We start from the raw sequence: 15,077 nt of genomic DNA, 5'->3' as shown, positions 1-15,077 counted from the left end.
AACCAGCTGAACTACCGGATCTCTTGCCATAACTAAGGTTATTACCTTTCGTTATTGTGGTTGCAAAAATACAACAATAATTTACATCTCCAAATTTTTTACAAAAAAAAACGCCTTTCAAAAAGAAAGACGCTCATTTTCAATATAATTATTTTCTTACAAATAAGAATTAAGTTTTTCTGCTATCACTTCTTTAGGTGCCACACCCACGATTTTATCTACCACTTCTCCATTTTTGAAGATCAGAACTGTAGGAATATTTCTGATACCATAATCTACAGATACCTGCTGATTATTATCTACATCCACTTTTCCTACTAACGCTTTACCTTCAAAATCTGCAGCAACTTCTTCGATGATTGGTCCAAGCATTCTGCAAGGTCCACACCAAGTTGCCCAAAAATCCACTAAAACTGGTTTATCTGAATTCAATACTGTTTCCTGAAAGGATTGATCTGTAATTTCTACTGCCATGATTTCTTTTTCTTTATTGTTTTATTAAACAAAATTACAAAATTTATAATTGATTTGATCTGTTGATTATCTATGTAAACTATCAGCTTTTTCTATAACGAATTGCTGACCTATTTCTTCTAACGCACTCACAAATGCATCAATATCAGATTTTTGAGTAAAATGACTGAATGAAACTCTTACCGGAGTTGAGTTGTCCAAATCCTCTTCAGACAAAACAGACATCAAAACCATTGACGGTTTTGCCGCACCAGAACTACAAGCACTTCCTTGCGAAATGGCAATCCCTTTCATATCCAATTGCAATCCAATCAAAGGATTTTTATAAGGAAGTAAAAGATTCAAAACTGTATATAAACTTTTTTCATCAGCGCTTCTTCCATTGAATTTTACACCATCAATTTTTTCTTTTAATTGTTGGATTGTATAATTCTTAATCTCTTGAATATGATTCTTATAATCTTCCATTTTATCTTGAGAAATTTCCCAAGCCTTTCCCAAACCTGCAATTCCAGTCACATTCTCAGTTCCTGCTCTCAAACTTCTTTCTTGAGGTCCGCCTGTGATAATTCCTTTCAGACCTGAAGATTTTCTTACGAATGCAAATCCAGCACCTTTTGGTCCGTGGAATTTATGTGCACTGCAAGATGCAAAATCAACAGGAATTTTAGAAAAATCCAAATCCAAATGTGCCATTGTCTGAACTGTATCAGAATGGAACAATGTATTATTTTCTTTACAAAGATGAGCTACTTTTTCGATATCAAGAATATTCCCGATTTCGTTATTAGCGTGCATCAATGTTACAAGGGTCTTCTTGTCTGATGATTTTAAAACTTCTTCTAATTTATTCAAATCAAAGTCACCGTTGGAATCTGGTCTTAGATAAACCAATTCAACACCTTTTAATTTCTTCATTTCAAGGCAAGTCTCAGCAACACACTTGTGTTCCAAAGCGGAAGTGATGATTCTTTCAACACCGAGATAATTAACTGCAGATTTGATAATCATATTGTTGGATTCGGTTCCACAGGATGTGAAAACGATTTCGCCCGGAGTTACTTTCAAAGAATCTGCAATCTTTCGCCTTACTTCTTCCAAAATGGTCTTGGCTTCTTGTCCCAAACTGTGTGTTGATGACGGATTGCCATAATTGAATCTTAAAACATTCACCATACAGTCTATCACCTCATCGTCGAGAGGCGTAGTTGCTGCGTTATCCAGATAAATTCTTTCCATTTTTATACGATTAGAAGCCAGAAAAAAGGCTGAAAAATTAAGGTACTAAATTAGTGAAAAAATCGGTAATGACATTCATTGGCAAATTTGAACATGGCTTTGTCTCCGGAAGTATCTCCAAAAGCGATGATTTTATCAAATTTCTTATCGCCAATTTCAAGCTTAATTCTATTGACTTTCTCTTCTTTGTTACAGTTTTTCCCAACGAATTTCCCTGTGAAAACATCATCTTTGAACTCTGCCTGCGTAGAAAGTAATTTCATATTAAATTTCTCAGCAAATGGCTTAACCCAAATATCTAAAGACGCTGAAACAATATAAGATTCTGTATTAGTTTTATCGATATTATTAATAAAATCCAAAGCGTTTTCTCTGAATAAATTAGGGTAATTCTCTTCAAAGAATTGTTGTGCTTTTTTTTCTATTTGATATCTAGATTGACCTTTTAGAATCGATGAAATTAAGCTCTTCTTCACAGCTTCTGCATCTGCCAATTTCATTTTTAACAAAATAAAAAGCGGAACGTGTTTCAGAAACTGAACAGAAAATTTGGCTGGGTCATAAAACTTCAAAAACAAAAACATCGTGTCTTTGTAAGTCAAAGTTCCGTCGAAGTCGAATAGATATAATTTTTTCATCAATGATTGATTTTATCAAAATAAACTTTTGAGTTTGAATAACTCCATAGAACTGCATTGATTTTATTATAGAAATCAATTTTTTCAACATTTTCCCAATTTGTATAATACATTGGATTATTTACGAATTGTTTTCGGTAATTATCAACATCAACGACAAGTTGAGACAACAAGTTACTATTCTTTCGGTAAATCTCAAAAACAGATTTCAAATCATCATTAATATTCTTATTTTTAATATTCAGAAGAGTATTTGTGGAAATGATAGAATATGTATCCGGAAAATTCTTAATCTCATCGATTAAGAGAATCTTACTTATTCTTGATTTTGGAGTTAATGATTTATACTTGACCTTTTGTTCAATGTAAAAATCTGATTCCATTTTTCTTACTTCAGAAAAATACATTTGATAAATCTTATCCAATAAATCGAGTTCTTTTTTATTTAATTTTTGAATTAAATCATTTGGAATTTGAGTGTAATTAATTAGAACTCTTTTATCTAAATTATTTATGTATTGGATTCTACTATTGATTTCATTATCATAAATATCGTCTTCTGAAACCACACTTTTCAAAAAAGTGTCTATATCTTTATTTTCATCTAATTTTTGAGAATAGATAATATTAAACGAAAAGATAAAAACAGTACAAATCCAAATTTTCATTATTTAAAGCTTTAATTTCTTAAAAATAAATTCAGGAATATTTCTGATTATCATCATAATGATTGCCCAAATTGGTAAAACGTAAGCAACATCTTTTTTATTTTTGTAAGCTTTATAAATCCCTTCTGCTGCTTTTTTAGGCGTTGCAGTTAGAGCAGGATTGAGAGGTAAACCTTCAGTCATTTTGGTATCCATAAAACCTGGCTTTACCGTCAGAACGTGAACTTTTTTATCGAATAAGTAATTTCTCAATCCACTCAAATAAGCTGTCAATCCTGCTTTTGCACTTCCGTAAATGAAATTACTTTGTCTTCCTCTTTCGCCAGCAACGGATGATAAAACGATCATTGTTCCGCTTCTTTTGGATTCCATTTTTTTGGCGAAGAAATTGAGAACAGGAACTAATTTTGCGTAATTAACATCAATAATCTGTGCTGTATTTTCATCGTCATAAAGACCTTCTTCCGTTCCTAAACCAAGATAACCAGAAGCACAAAACAACAAATCCGAATTGATGTTTTCCAAAGTTTTATAATCAATCTCATTCATTAAATCCAACGGAATAATTTCAGAATTCTGAAGAAATTTAACCTGAAGATGACCAGCGAATTTCTCAGTAGTTTCTGGATTGGAACTTAATAAATAAACGATTGGAAATTTTTCTCCTTTAGCTAAACATTCTTCTACAAATGCCTGTGCAACTTCGGAATTGGAACCAAGAACAATCATATAAATTATAAATTATTAGTTATGAATTATTAATTGTTATTGATAATTCTTTTATGTTGAAGCGAAACGAATTTGGACGAATCTACATTTTGAAGATAATTAGTCAAAGAAGATTTGCTCATACTATCTTTTGTTAAGTAAATTCTTCCTCCGAAATTTTCCACAATTGTGTCCAATTGGTCAACCAGTTTTCCCAGTCCTTTATTGACTTTAAAATCTAAAGCCAAAGTATAACCTTCAGCCGGGAAAGAATTATAAGCTTGAGGATTATGTTTTCCGAAAAGCTTCAAAACAGCTAAGAAAGAACCATTTCCACTTTTTGCAATGGCGTCAAGAATTTGTCTCATTCCTTCTTTTCCATTTTCTTTTGGAATTACCATTTGATACTGGATAAATCCACTTTTTCCATAGATTTTGTTCCAATCATTAATAACATCCAAAGGATAGAAAAAGGTTTCGTAATCAATAAAATTATTAAGCTGTTTCTTTGTTTGCTTATTATAATAAAGGAAATTGAAAATCTTAATCGTCAAAGCATTCAAAACAAATCCGGGAAAATAAAAAGGAACTGTCGGCTTGAATTTTTCTTTTAATTTCAAAGATTTTTTCTGAAGACTGGATGGTAATTCAGCTTTCAAAGCGTGTTCGCCTCGCATCAAAATCGAACGTCCCAGATTTTTTCCTTTTTGAAAACAATCAATCCAAGCAACGTTGTAAGTCCAATCTTCGCTCTCGTCAAACAATTTGAAAACCTCATCCAGATTTTCAGCTTTGATGCTTTCTTGTCTGATGTAAGCGGATTCTATATTTTTCAGTTTGAATTTTGCTGATAGAATAATTCCAGTCAAACCCATTCCGCCGATGGTAGCCCAGAATTTATCTGAATTTTCTTCTCTAGAGCAAATAATAACTTCTGAGTTTTCATTCAATAATTTGAATTCTGTTACATATTCTGAAAAGCAACCTTCTGCGTGATGATTTTTACCGTGGACATCAGAAGCAATTGCTCCTCCAACAGAAACAAATTTGGTTCCTGGAGTAACGTAAAGGAAATAGCCTTGTGGAACGGAGACTTCTAAAACTTCTGACAAAAGAACGCCAGATTCACATTCTATGATTCCGTTGAGTCTGTCAAAAGAGATGAATTTATTCAATCTTTTTGTAGAAAAAATATGCTCTCCAAGAGAAGCATCGCCGTAGCAACGTCCGTTTCCTCTTGCGATAACTTCGTTATTTTCTCTAACATATTGTTTGATTTTAGAAACAGAATCATCCGACTTCATTTCCTTCTCTACAATTGGAAAATTTCCCCAGTTGGTTACTTTCTGTACAAAATTCGGTTTCATCTTTCGGTTTTTAATGATTTAAAAATTGAACGTATTAATTCAACTTTTAATATTTTAATTTTCTTTCTTAAAATAGATTTGTAAAAGGAAAACTATTATCCAAAGGACAATTGTCACTTGGATATATCTGTCTTTATAAACGATTTTGGTTGGCGATTCGGTTTTGTTGTAAACCAAAGTTTGTTGTAAATATCTTAAGAATGCAAACACCACAAAAATCACAGTATAAAATACTCTCGGATGAAATCTCGCCTGAACTTCCGGCGACAATGTAAACATCAGATAACAAATAATTGCTAAAGTACAACTGATGGACAGTGCAATATCTGCAAACTGAACATTATAGCCATCCAAAGCTTTTCTGGTTTTCCCTGAAATCTGAGCATTAATTAATTCTCCCCTTCTCTTTCCAATTGCTAAAACTAAAGCTAAAACAAAAGTTAATAAAACTGCCCAATTCGTAACCACAACTCCTGTCACATATCCACCGGCTAAAACTCTTAGGACAAAACCAATGGCGATGATACAGATATCTACAATTGCTACTTGTTTTAGTTTGAATGTATAGAAAAGATTCATCACAAAATAAAATGCGATAATAACTCCGAATTTCCAGAAATTATTATTAAAAATATAATTCCCAATAAAAATGGATGATACTGATAAGAGAATCAGCAATGCAAATAATATTTTTGCGCTTGTTTTAGAAACAGCTCCGCTTGCTAAAGGACGATGTTTCTTTTCCGGATGCTTTTTATCCGATTCTATATCAAAATAATCATTAATAATATAAATAGAACTCGCGGTAAAAGAGAAAACTAAGAATGCAAAAATACTCTCGTAAAAAAGATGAGTATTGGTAATTTTACCCGAAAAAAATAAAGGAGCAAAAACAAATAAGTTCTTAACCCATTGTTCTACTCTTATTAATTTTAAATAATTCTTCATCCAATGTTTATAATTCTACAAAAATAGCATTAAAATAAAAAAAACCGCAAATTGCGGTTTATTATTTATATTAAAAATGAATGATTATTAATTTGACTTAGCATCGTTAATCATTTTTTCATTTGCTGTAATTGCGAATTCTACACGTCTGTTCTGCGCTCTACCAGCATCTGTATCATTAGAAGCAATCGGACTAGATTTGCCTAATCCTTCCGTAAACAATCTTGTAGATGATATACCATTAGCTACAAAATAATTTTTTACTGCAGCAGCTCTTTGTCCTGATATTTTCAAATTTACAGCATCTGAACCAATACTATCTGTGTGACCATAAATATTAATATTAGTATCTGGATTATTTTTAAGAACTGTTACCAATTTATCAAGGTTACTTTTTGCAAGAGTCGTTAGATTAGATGAGTTAAAATCGAAGTTAACTGTATTTTCGTGAAGCGTTACTTTGATACCTTCACCTACTCGTTCTACTTCAGCTCCAGGTAGAACTTCTTTAATTTCTTTAGCCTGTTTGTCCATTTTATTACCGATAACACCACCAGCAACTCCACCGACAACTCCTCCAAGAACAGCTCCAAGAGGCGCATTACCACCTTTACCAACGTTATTTCCTAAAATCCCTCCAAGTACAGCTCCAGCAGCAGTTCCTATTGCAGCTCCTTTTTGAGTATTATTCGCATTTTGAACAGTTTCACAACTTGTTAAAACAAGTGAAGCTGAAATAAAAAATGCGGCTATGTTTAATTTAGTTAATTTCATTATATGTATTTTTAATTATTTACCTGTTCTTACAAAATTATAACGGATATCTATACGTTTTCCGTCAGCATTTACAGACTGTACCAAAGTGAAACTACTTTCTGTAGCATTTTCAAGAATCAGCTTATAGCCTGAGAGAATTTTTTTAGCTTTTTCTCCTTCACCTACTTTTTTAAGTGAAACTACACTGTTTTTATCAACACTGAAAGTAATTGCCTGAGTTTTTGATGGGCAGCCATTATCTCCGTGCAAAGTATAGGTACCGGTATAATTATTAGGAATCAAAGTCCAAGAGCTACCAACAAAACAACCAATACTTGCTCCCTCATCAAAAGGTTTGATGCTATAATTTTTATCGTAATCAATATTAGAAATATCCCATTGTCCTTTGAGTTTCATTACATCAGAACGTAATGCTTGTGCTTCGCCAGCGCTCACGCCAGTTTTACTTTTACAAGAAGTTACAAAAAACGCACTTCCTATCATTCCTAAAAAAATTAATTTTCTCATAGTTTTATATTTAATTCTAAGTTATGATAAAAAATTATGCCAAATTATAAAAAAATAAAAAACATGAGTTGTTTCTAGATTTTCTATTTTCTTATAACGTTCTAATTATTATAGCTTTGCCTTATCAATCGACTTTTGCAATTTTTGTTTTTTTACAGGTTTATTAGCTGACTTTGTTGAAGCATCTGCTTTGTAAAAATTCTTGTAAGCATATTCCGCGGCTTTAGCAACATCTATTACACCTGCTGATCTTGACAAATTTTCAAAACCATTAGCTGTACTAGCATTGCTTGTTTTTACTAGAGATTCTATAATCTGCTCTGGTTTAAGATTTGGCATATAAGCTAACAAAACAGCTGCAGAACCAGCAACCACAGGAGAAGCCATTGAGGTACCCTGTAGATACTCATATTTTCCGTCTGGAACTGTAGAGTAAATCTCTGAACCTGGTGCAAAAACATCTACCATTTTTTTGTCATAATTGGAGAAGCTAGACTTCAATGCATTAGAATCATTCGTGTTCGAACCAACTACAATCATATTATTGATGAATGGTTTTTCATCTGATTGAGATTTGAAATTAGTTGGAAAATATTGATGTTCAGCGATATCTTCATTTTCATTTCCAGCTGCTTTTACCAAAAGAACACCTTTACTTTCTGCATATTTGAAGGCATCCCAAACTACATTTTTACCTGGAGAAACAGGTTTCCCAAAGCTCATATTAAGGATTTTCGCTCCGTTGTCAACCGCGTAACGAACTGCATTGGCTACATCTTTATCTCTTTCGTCACCATCTGGAACGGCTCTTACGGTCATAATTTTTGCAACTCTTGAAGCTACACCATATTGATTTTCTGAACCGTTTGCCAAACCTGCAATAATTCCAGCAACGTGAGTTCCGTGTTTTGCATCTGGACCTTCATAATGATTGTTACCGTATTTTTTTTCAGAATAATCATCATAGTTGTCTCCTACGATTTCTTTTCTTGGATCAAAATCCAGATTATAACCTTTTTCAGCTTGTGGCGTAAAATAATCCAAAGCCTCTTTCATTTGTCCTTTGAGATAAGTTTCCACTTCAGCAGCTGATTTCCCTGCAATTTGTGGATCGGCCGACATTTGAGATAAAATCTGCATAGCCATTGCGTCTTGCTGAGTGGTTGGTTTTATTCCTGCTAAAGTTTCTTTAGTCAAGTTTTTCCCATTCAATAATTTCACCATATCAGGAATCGCATTATTGATCATTGTATATAACTGTACGCTTTGTTTAGCTTCCTGACTTTTTTTTGTGAAAACATCTTTAGCTTTCATATACATTGCAAACTCTTCTGGCATTTTAGCTTGGTTCGCTTTGTTTTTTGTAGAATCATCACCTTCGAAAACAGACTGGTATTTTTTTACCACTCTTGTCACTTCCATATTATCTACATCGATGTCGCCGTTTTTTCCTCCTAGGAAGTTCCATCCGTAAACATCATCTATGTATCCATTACCGTCATCATCTTTACCATTGTTTGGAATTTCGTTTGGATTTTTCCACATATTTTTTACCAATCCCGGATGATCCACTTCTACTCCGCTGTCCAAAACACCTACAACAACCGTTTTTGGTTTAAGGCCTTTTGATTCTAAGAATTTATAAGCATTCTCAGTATTAACTCCATAGACTTTGGTTGTAGCGTAATCTTTGTGATACCAAGTTTTTAAATCTTTATCATTTTCAGGAGCAGCTTTTTGTGCTGTTACTGTTGCAAAACCGGCAAAAAAAGCAGCCGCTATCAATAAATGTTTCATAATTAAATAATGATTAAATTAAAAAAATTGGTCTTAGTTTTTATTGATATTTTTGATATAAGTTAAACTTTCTGGTCCGATGTTACATATCAAATCAAGAATAGATAAATCTTTTATAAATCCATTTTTGTCCGAAAAGCTCTGATAATATTCTGACATTTCATATTCTGATTCCAATTTAGCTGAGAATTTTCCTCTAAAATCTTCTGCTTCAGGATTTTTGAAATATTCCGTAGTCAACTCATAATTTTTTTCGGTTTTCAGAATAGCAAGAATGATACCCAAAGCTTTGATGTTAAAGTCTTTTAACGATAAAATCTTTTCTACAAAAATACTTTTGAGTTTGTCTTCATAAAACTCGAAATATGGAGTGCTTTGATAAGCTGTTTTTATGGATTTCCAATGGAGTTTTTGCCAATCTTCTGCGAAAGAAATTTCGATGTCTTTGATTTCTCTTTTTCCTGTATGTTTGATTGGAATAATCAAAGGTAATTTTCCGTTGGCTCCGTAAATTGCTGCACGGTTTCTGTAAGTCTGCTTCGGAAAGTTTTCGAATTGTTCTAATGAGATTTCGTTTTCATTATCCAAGAAAACTGAAAACCATGAAACTGGTGGCAAATAAAATATTGGTAAAAGAACTTTTTTCATATTGATTATGTTGCTTTTGCTTAAAGCATTTAATTTAAACGCAAAGCCCGCAAAGATTTTTTAATTACTGAATGTTTTAAGGTTCGCAAAGGCGTAAAACTCAGCAAAGATAACAATGATTTTATATTTATAGTTTATTAAAACTAAAAACACTTTACTGAAGCTTTGAAGCCTCAACAAAGTGTTGAATCTTTATTTCGAAGGACAAATCCCATAGCCCCGATAGGAACGGCATCCTTTTTTGTTTTTTGGGTTATCACTTCGTTCGGGATGACAAACGTGGTGAAAAACAAAAAAGATATAGTGGAGAGCGGGAAATAGCTCCTAATTAATTTTAAATTTATTCATCTTCTTTTTTGTTTTTGAATAATTTGGCGAAATAATCCCAACCGAAGAACAGCACCAAAATAATGACAGCCACCCACCAATAAGATGTTTTGTTGGCTTCGCCCGTGTTGGTCGCTTTGAACATTCTGTCCCAACGGATTTTTTTGCCTGGTGCCTGATAAGTAGAACTTGCATCTGAGAAAAGACCTTCGACACTCATCCAAGTGAACATCGGTCTTCCTACGATATTTTCCTCCGGAACTACACCGAAAAATCTGGCATCCAAAGAAGCATCGCGATTGTCTCCAATCATCATATAATAGTTCTGCTTAATGGTATATTGGTTGGTTTCCTGACCATTAACATAGATTTTCCCGTTTTTGTTTTCTAACTTGTTATGCTCGTACTCGGAGATAATCCATTGGTAAGTTGGTAAAGTTTCCTGATCTAGTTTTACAACATCACCTTTTTTCGGAATTCTAAGAGGTCCGTACCAATCCTGATTCCAAGGCTTGTTGATTGGATAAATGGATTGTGTTGTATCAACATTTTTTGTGTAAGCTGTTTTATCAGCATTCAGTTTAAATCTTACAGCACCTTCTCCTTTTTTCTCGATCATTTCGTGAATCTCGATTACTTGAGGAAGCGCTTTGATTTCTTTAGCGGTCTGATCCGTCAAACCTTGGAAAGCATAGATAAATCCTTCATTAGTTTGATTTTCTTGAACCGGAAGGAAACCAAAAGTTTTGTACAACTGCGGAATATCTAACTGAGAACCTGTCGTTACAATATAACCGTGTTGTTGATACTCGTCTCCAAGAATCTTTTCTGGCGCATTGTTCACAAATAATCTTCCATCTCTGAACTCGATAACATCTCCAGGAATACCAACGCATCTTTTGACGTAAGGATCTTTTCTGTCAATCGCTGTATGCACAGAATCTTGAGGATAATTGAAAACTACGATATCGTATCTTTTGATCTCATCATAACCGGGAAGTCTTAAATAGGGCAACTTCACTGCGTCAACGTAAGATTTAGGATCGTCTTTTGGATTTCCTTTTTGACCTGTATCGAAAATTGTTCCCTGCAAGAATGGCAAAGCTACGGGTCTCATTGGCATTCTGTATCCGTAAGCCCATTTATTAACAAATAAAAAATCTCCTACTAATAAAGTTCTTTCCATAGATCCTGTCGGAATCCCGAAAGGCTGAGTGATAAATGCGTGGATAATAGTTGCAAAAACCACGGCGAAAGTTACAGATCCCAAAAAAGTTTCTTTCTTTTTACCTTCTTCTTCCTCTTCTTCAGTTTCGATTTCTGGATCTTTGCTATAATTAACAGTAGCCATATAGATGAATGGTAAAACCACAGTCAGCACACCGTTTAAAGCACCTCTTTTTCCAAATTTCTTCATCAAGAAAATATGGAAAACCGACATCATAATAGGTCCAACAATGGGAAGGTAAGATAAAATCGCCCACCATTTTGAATGCTTAGTTTCCTTAAGAATAATCAGATAGTTATAAAATGGGATGAAAGATAATAATGGATTGTATCCCATTTTCTTAAATAACTTCCAAGTTGTAAGTCCCATCAAAACGCTGATGATAAGGACGTAAACTGTATAAGTAATAATGTAATTCATAAATTTAGCTTTTGGCTTTTGGGTGGTAGCAGTTTGCTTTAGCTTGCTATTTTACAATTAGTTTTTAGTATGTGGTTTTTGTTACAGTTTTTATAGACCCAAAACATCTTTCATAGAGAAAATTCCTTTTTTATCTACGATCCATTCTGCCGCAATTACTGCTCCTAAGGCAAATCCATTTCTATTGAAAGCTGTATGCTTGATTTCTATTTCATCTACTTCTGATCGGTAGAAAACGCTGTGTGTTCCAGGAACTTCGTCTTCACGAATTGCAAAAATCCCTAATTCTTTATCTTTGGTTTCATCTAATTTCCAGGCTTCATATTTAGAATTTTCAATAATTCCTTCTGCTATGGAAATAGCTGTTCCACTTGGTGCATCTTTTTTATGAATATGATGAATTTCTTCTAGCTGTACCGAATATTCATTTGTATTTGACATCAGTTTCGCCAAATTCTCATTCAAAGCAAAGAATAAATTAACACCCAAACTGAAATTAGATCCATATAAAAATGGTGTATTATTTTCTAAAGCCAACTTTTCAATCTCTGGCTTTTTATCCAACCAACCTGTTGTTCCACAGATTACAGGAATCTTATTTTCAAGGCAAGTTTTTATATTTTCAAAAGCAACTTCTGGATTAGAAAATTCTATCGCTACATCCGCATTATTAAGATTTTCCGCATTCGGTGTTTCTTTTAATCTTGCAACTACTTCGTGACCACGGCTTTGAGAAATTTCATCAATGATTTTTCCCATTTTTCCGTAACCTACTATTGCTATTTTCATGTTTTAGAATTGAATTTTATTAGAATCTGAAACTTAAGCTCAAACCAGCTTTAGTTTGATAATTACTGAATTGGTCATTAATAACCGCCGGCGTTAATGCCAAATCCGGATCGTTACGACCTTCAAATAGATGCGCATCTACAACGGCATCCACTATATTAAGAATATAAATCAAACCCGCGATTCCTATCGCATAATCTCTTTGTCTTTTGAAACGGTCTTGCGCATTCCCCAAAACAGTTTTGTTGACGCCATTGATACCATCAAACTCGTGAGGAAGACCATTCAGTTCTGCTACATAAGCATTTCTGTAGCGTTTATAGTTTTTATCATTCCAAAGTGCAATGCCTACACCTGTTCCTACAGCACCCCAAACAAGGGGGATTTTCCAGTATTTTTTATTGTAGAATTGGCCTAAACCTGGTAAAACTGCAGAATATAAACCGGCTTTTATAGGACTAAGTTTTGTGATTTTTGCCGGCGCATTTTTATCCGCAATATCTCCTAAAACCTGAGCTTCAGACAATGGTTTGGCAGCAGGAATGCTATCTTTTGGATGATTTTCTACGCGTATTGTATCATTGCGATTGACTTGTGAAAAAATCAAACAAAAAGAAAAAAACAAAAATATCGAAAGTACTTTCTTCATTTATCTGATGTGAGCAAGAATGCTTTCCAGCTCTTCTTCATTTTTAAAATCAAGGACAATTTTACCTTTCTTTCCATTCGCTGCAGTTTTGATTTCGACATTCACATTCAGAATATCAGACAAATTTTTCTGAGCTTTTTTCACATGATTTGGAACCAAAGTTTGCTTGATGACTTTTTCTTTCTCCTGCGGATTTTTCATTTGACCTGCCAATTGCTCAGCTTGTCTCACATTCAATTGAAGTTCGATAATCTTATCAAATAACAACTTACGTTTTTCATCAGAATCCAATCCCATAATTGCACGACCGTGACCAGCCGAAATCTGACCGCTTCTGATTCCATTCTGTATATCCGGTGTCAACTTCAGTAAACGAACACTATTAGTAATTGTACTTCTCTCTTTCCCTACTCTTTGGCTAAGATTTTCCTGAGTCATACCAACCTCATCCAAAAGTCTTTGATAAGTCAAAGCAACTTCTATCGGATCAAGATCTTCTCTTTGAATATTCTCAACCAAAGCCATCTCCAGCAAAACCTGATCATTTACCAAACGGATGTATGCAGGAATAGATGCTAAACCAGCAATTTTAGAAGCACGGTAACGTCTTTCCCCAGAAATAATTTCGAATTTTTCGCCATCTTTTCTAAGCGTAATCGGCTGGATTATACCTAAACTTTTGATAGATTCGGCAAGATCACTCAATGCTTTTTCGTCAAAATAAGTCCTTGGCTGATTGGGATTTGGGTAAATATCGTCAATCGAAACTTCTACGATGTTTCCGACCAAAGTTTTTGCACCTTCGTCCGAAGCAGAGTTGATATTGGTTTTGCTTTCAGCATTCAGAATCGCACCTAAACCACGACCCATTGCTCTTGTTTTGTCTCTCATTTTTATAAATGATATAATTAATTAATGATAATTGATAAATTTTATCTCAAGATCATTTTAATTTTTAACTAATTTTTCGTTTTTCAGAAGAACTTCTTCCGCTAACTGAATATATTGAATCGCACCTTTGCTTTCAGCGTCATATTTCAAGATACTTTCTCCAAAACTTGGAGCTTCACTTAAACGTACATTTCGGCTGATAATTGTTTCAAAGACCATTTCTGGGAAGTGAGAATTAACTTCTTCCACTACTTGATTGGATAATCTCAAACGACTGTCATACATCGTCAACAACAATCCTTCAATGTCCAAATTCTGATTATGGATTTTCTGAACATTCTTAACCGTATTCAATAATTTACCAAGACCTTCCAAAGCAAAATACTCGCACTGGATTGGGATAATTACTGAATCCGCTGCTGTTAAGGCATTAATTGTAATCAAACCTAAACTTGGCGCACAATCTATAATGATATAATCGTACTCATCTTTGATTGGCTTCAGTGCTTCACGCATCATATATTCCCGGTTGTCACGATCTACCAATTCTATCTCAGCCGCAACCAAATCTATATGGGAAGGAATAATATCCACGTTGGGTGAGCTAGTTGGCAGGATACATTTTGCAACCTCTGCACTATGCTCTAACAAATTGTAGGTAGAAAAATTAACCTCTTCCACACCAAGACCAGAAGTCGCATTAGCCTGCGGATCTGCATCTATCAAAAGAACTCTTTTTTCCAAAACACCCAAAGCTGATGCCAGATTAACGGCTGTTGTTGTTTTTCCAACTCCGCCTTTCTGATTTGCAACACCTATAATTTTTCCCATAAAAATGAATTTAATCTTCAAAAATACAATTTTTTAGAACTAAGAATGTTTTGAAAATTCTCCCAACTCGTTAAAGTATTGTTAATTAACCACTTGACAAATAAAAAAATTATCCACATTTCGACTGGAAATGTGGATAATTATAAAACTCTAATTAAATCAATATCAATA

General features: G+C 33.7%; 16 protein-coding genes and 1 tRNA gene (1 of these 17 cut by a window edge). All 17 read right to left on the bottom strand.

Annotated elements, in window-relative coordinates:
* Positions 1-21, bottom strand: a tRNA-Asp gene (locus tag V7P73_RS10795); it reaches 153 nt to the left of the window's first position.
* A 135-nt stretch (positions 22-156) separates the two neighbouring features.
* On the bottom strand, positions 157-474 hold the full coding sequence (gene trxA, locus V7P73_RS10790; protein ID WP_123281215.1) for a thioredoxin: 318 nt from the start codon (positions 472-474) through the stop codon (positions 157-159).
* A 66-nt stretch (positions 475-540) separates the two neighbouring features.
* Complete coding sequence (locus tag V7P73_RS10785) at positions 541-1,713, bottom strand: cysteine desulfurase family protein (RefSeq protein ID WP_333853481.1); 1,173 nt, start codon at positions 1,711-1,713, stop codon at positions 541-543.
* A 50-nt stretch (positions 1,714-1,763) separates the two neighbouring features.
* Positions 1,764-2,351 (bottom strand): HAD family hydrolase, encoded by a 588-nt coding sequence (locus V7P73_RS10780; protein ID WP_333853479.1) that lies wholly within the window; start codon positions 2,349-2,351, stop codon positions 1,764-1,766.
* Positions 2,351-3,019, bottom strand: coding sequence for a hypothetical protein (locus tag V7P73_RS10775; protein WP_333853477.1), 669 nt, complete (start codon positions 3,017-3,019; stop codon positions 2,351-2,353). The genes V7P73_RS10780 and V7P73_RS10775 overlap by 1 nt, the downstream gene beginning before the upstream one ends.
* A 3-nt stretch (positions 3,020-3,022) precedes the next feature.
* Positions 3,023-3,748, bottom strand: coding sequence for an SDR family NAD(P)-dependent oxidoreductase (locus V7P73_RS10770; RefSeq protein WP_333853475.1), 726 nt, complete (start codon positions 3,746-3,748; stop codon positions 3,023-3,025).
* Positions 3,749-3,777: 29 nt separating this feature from the next.
* Entirely contained in the window at positions 3,778-5,094 is a 1,317-nt protein-coding gene (locus V7P73_RS10765) for an FAD-binding oxidoreductase (RefSeq protein WP_333853473.1), read from the bottom strand.
* A 54-nt stretch (positions 5,095-5,148) separates the two neighbouring features.
* Positions 5,149-6,042 (bottom strand): decaprenyl-phosphate phosphoribosyltransferase, encoded by an 894-nt coding sequence (locus V7P73_RS10760; protein ID WP_333853471.1) that lies wholly within the window; start codon positions 6,040-6,042, stop codon positions 5,149-5,151.
* Positions 6,043-6,129: 87 nt separating this feature from the next.
* Complete coding sequence (locus V7P73_RS10755; protein ID WP_333853470.1) at positions 6,130-6,816, bottom strand: OmpA family protein; 687 nt, start codon at positions 6,814-6,816, stop codon at positions 6,130-6,132.
* 15 nt (positions 6,817-6,831) lie between these two features.
* Positions 6,832-7,326, bottom strand: a complete 495-nt coding sequence (locus tag V7P73_RS10750) for a lipocalin family protein (protein ID WP_333853469.1) — start codon at positions 7,324-7,326, stop codon at positions 6,832-6,834.
* A gap of 108 nt (positions 7,327-7,434) precedes the next feature.
* A complete protein-coding gene (locus V7P73_RS10745; RefSeq protein ID WP_333853468.1) occupies positions 7,435-9,123 on the bottom strand; it encodes a S8 family serine peptidase in 1,689 nt (562 codons plus the stop codon).
* 33 nt (positions 9,124-9,156) lie between these two features.
* The gene (locus V7P73_RS10740; protein ID WP_333853466.1) at positions 9,157-9,771 is read right to left on the bottom strand and encodes a WbqC family protein; all 615 of its coding nucleotides are present in this window, start codon (positions 9,769-9,771) and stop codon (positions 9,157-9,159) included.
* Positions 9,772-10,111: 340 nt separating this feature from the next.
* A complete protein-coding gene (lepB, locus tag V7P73_RS10735) occupies positions 10,112-11,746 on the bottom strand; it encodes a signal peptidase I (protein ID WP_333853464.1) in 1,635 nt (544 codons plus the stop codon).
* 90 nt (positions 11,747-11,836) lie between these two features.
* Positions 11,837-12,535, bottom strand: coding sequence for a 4-hydroxy-tetrahydrodipicolinate reductase (dapB, locus tag V7P73_RS10730; RefSeq protein ID WP_333853462.1), 699 nt, complete (start codon positions 12,533-12,535; stop codon positions 11,837-11,839).
* A gap of 19 nt (positions 12,536-12,554) precedes the next feature.
* A complete protein-coding gene (locus V7P73_RS10725) occupies positions 12,555-13,184 on the bottom strand; it encodes a DUF5683 domain-containing protein (protein ID WP_333853460.1) in 630 nt (209 codons plus the stop codon).
* Positions 13,185-14,075, bottom strand: coding sequence for a ParB/RepB/Spo0J family partition protein (locus tag V7P73_RS10720; RefSeq protein WP_333853458.1), 891 nt, complete (start codon positions 14,073-14,075; stop codon positions 13,185-13,187).
* A gap of 57 nt (positions 14,076-14,132) precedes the next feature.
* On the bottom strand, positions 14,133-14,906 hold the full coding sequence (locus V7P73_RS10715) for a ParA family protein (protein WP_333853456.1): 774 nt from the start codon (positions 14,904-14,906) through the stop codon (positions 14,133-14,135).
* Positions 14,907-15,077 lie beyond the last annotated feature (171 nt).

This window comes from Epilithonimonas sp. (genome assembly GCF_036780765.1).
Classification (GTDB): domain Bacteria; phylum Bacteroidota; class Bacteroidia; order Flavobacteriales; family Weeksellaceae; genus Epilithonimonas.
This window is presented reverse-complemented; position numbering and strand designations above follow the sequence as displayed.

Bases quoted from the DNA above. Each gene is read 5' to 3' on its own strand.
- V7P73_RS10740 (WP_333853466.1), bottom strand. From the start codon at position 9,771: ATGAAAAAAGTTCTTTTACCAATATTTTATTTGCCACCAGTTTCATGG.
- V7P73_RS10745 (WP_333853468.1), bottom strand. From the start codon at position 9,123: ATGAAACATTTATTGATAGCGGCTGCTTTTTTTGCCGGTTTTGCAACA.
- V7P73_RS10775 (WP_333853477.1), bottom strand. From the start codon at position 3,019: ATGAAAATTTGGATTTGTACTGTTTTTATCTTTTCGTTTAATATTATC.
- trxA (WP_123281215.1), bottom strand. From the start codon at position 474: ATGGCAGTAGAAATTACAGATCAATCCTTTCAGGAAACAGTATTGAAT.
- V7P73_RS10715 (WP_333853456.1), bottom strand. From the start codon at position 14,906: ATGGGAAAAATTATAGGTGTTGCAAATCAGAAAGGCGGAGTTGGAAAA.
- V7P73_RS10785 (WP_333853481.1), bottom strand. From the start codon at position 1,713: ATGGAAAGAATTTATCTGGATAACGCAGCAACTACGCCTCTCGACGAT.
- V7P73_RS10755 (WP_333853470.1), bottom strand. From the start codon at position 6,816: ATGAAATTAACTAAATTAAACATAGCCGCATTTTTTATTTCAGCTTCA.
- V7P73_RS10780 (WP_333853479.1), bottom strand. From the start codon at position 2,351: ATGAAAAAATTATATCTATTCGACTTCGACGGAACTTTGACTTACAAA.
- V7P73_RS10765 (WP_333853473.1), bottom strand. From the start codon at position 5,094: ATGAAACCGAATTTTGTACAGAAAGTAACCAACTGGGGAAATTTTCCA.
- V7P73_RS10750 (WP_333853469.1), bottom strand. From the start codon at position 7,326: ATGAGAAAATTAATTTTTTTAGGAATGATAGGAAGTGCGTTTTTTGTA.
- V7P73_RS10720 (WP_333853458.1), bottom strand. From the start codon at position 14,075: ATGAGAGACAAAACAAGAGCAATGGGTCGTGGTTTAGGTGCGATTCTG.
- V7P73_RS10725 (WP_333853460.1), bottom strand. From the start codon at position 13,184: ATGAAGAAAGTACTTTCGATATTTTTGTTTTTTTCTTTTTGTTTGATT.
- V7P73_RS10770 (WP_333853475.1), bottom strand. From the start codon at position 3,748: ATGATTGTTCTTGGTTCCAATTCCGAAGTTGCACAGGCATTTGTAGAA.
- dapB (WP_333853462.1), bottom strand. From the start codon at position 12,535: ATGAAAATAGCAATAGTAGGTTACGGAAAAATGGGAAAAATCATTGAT.
- V7P73_RS10760 (WP_333853471.1), bottom strand. From the start codon at position 6,042: ATGAAGAATTATTTAAAATTAATAAGAGTAGAACAATGGGTTAAGAAC.
- lepB (WP_333853464.1), bottom strand. From the start codon at position 11,746: ATGAATTACATTATTACTTATACAGTTTACGTCCTTATCATCAGCGTT.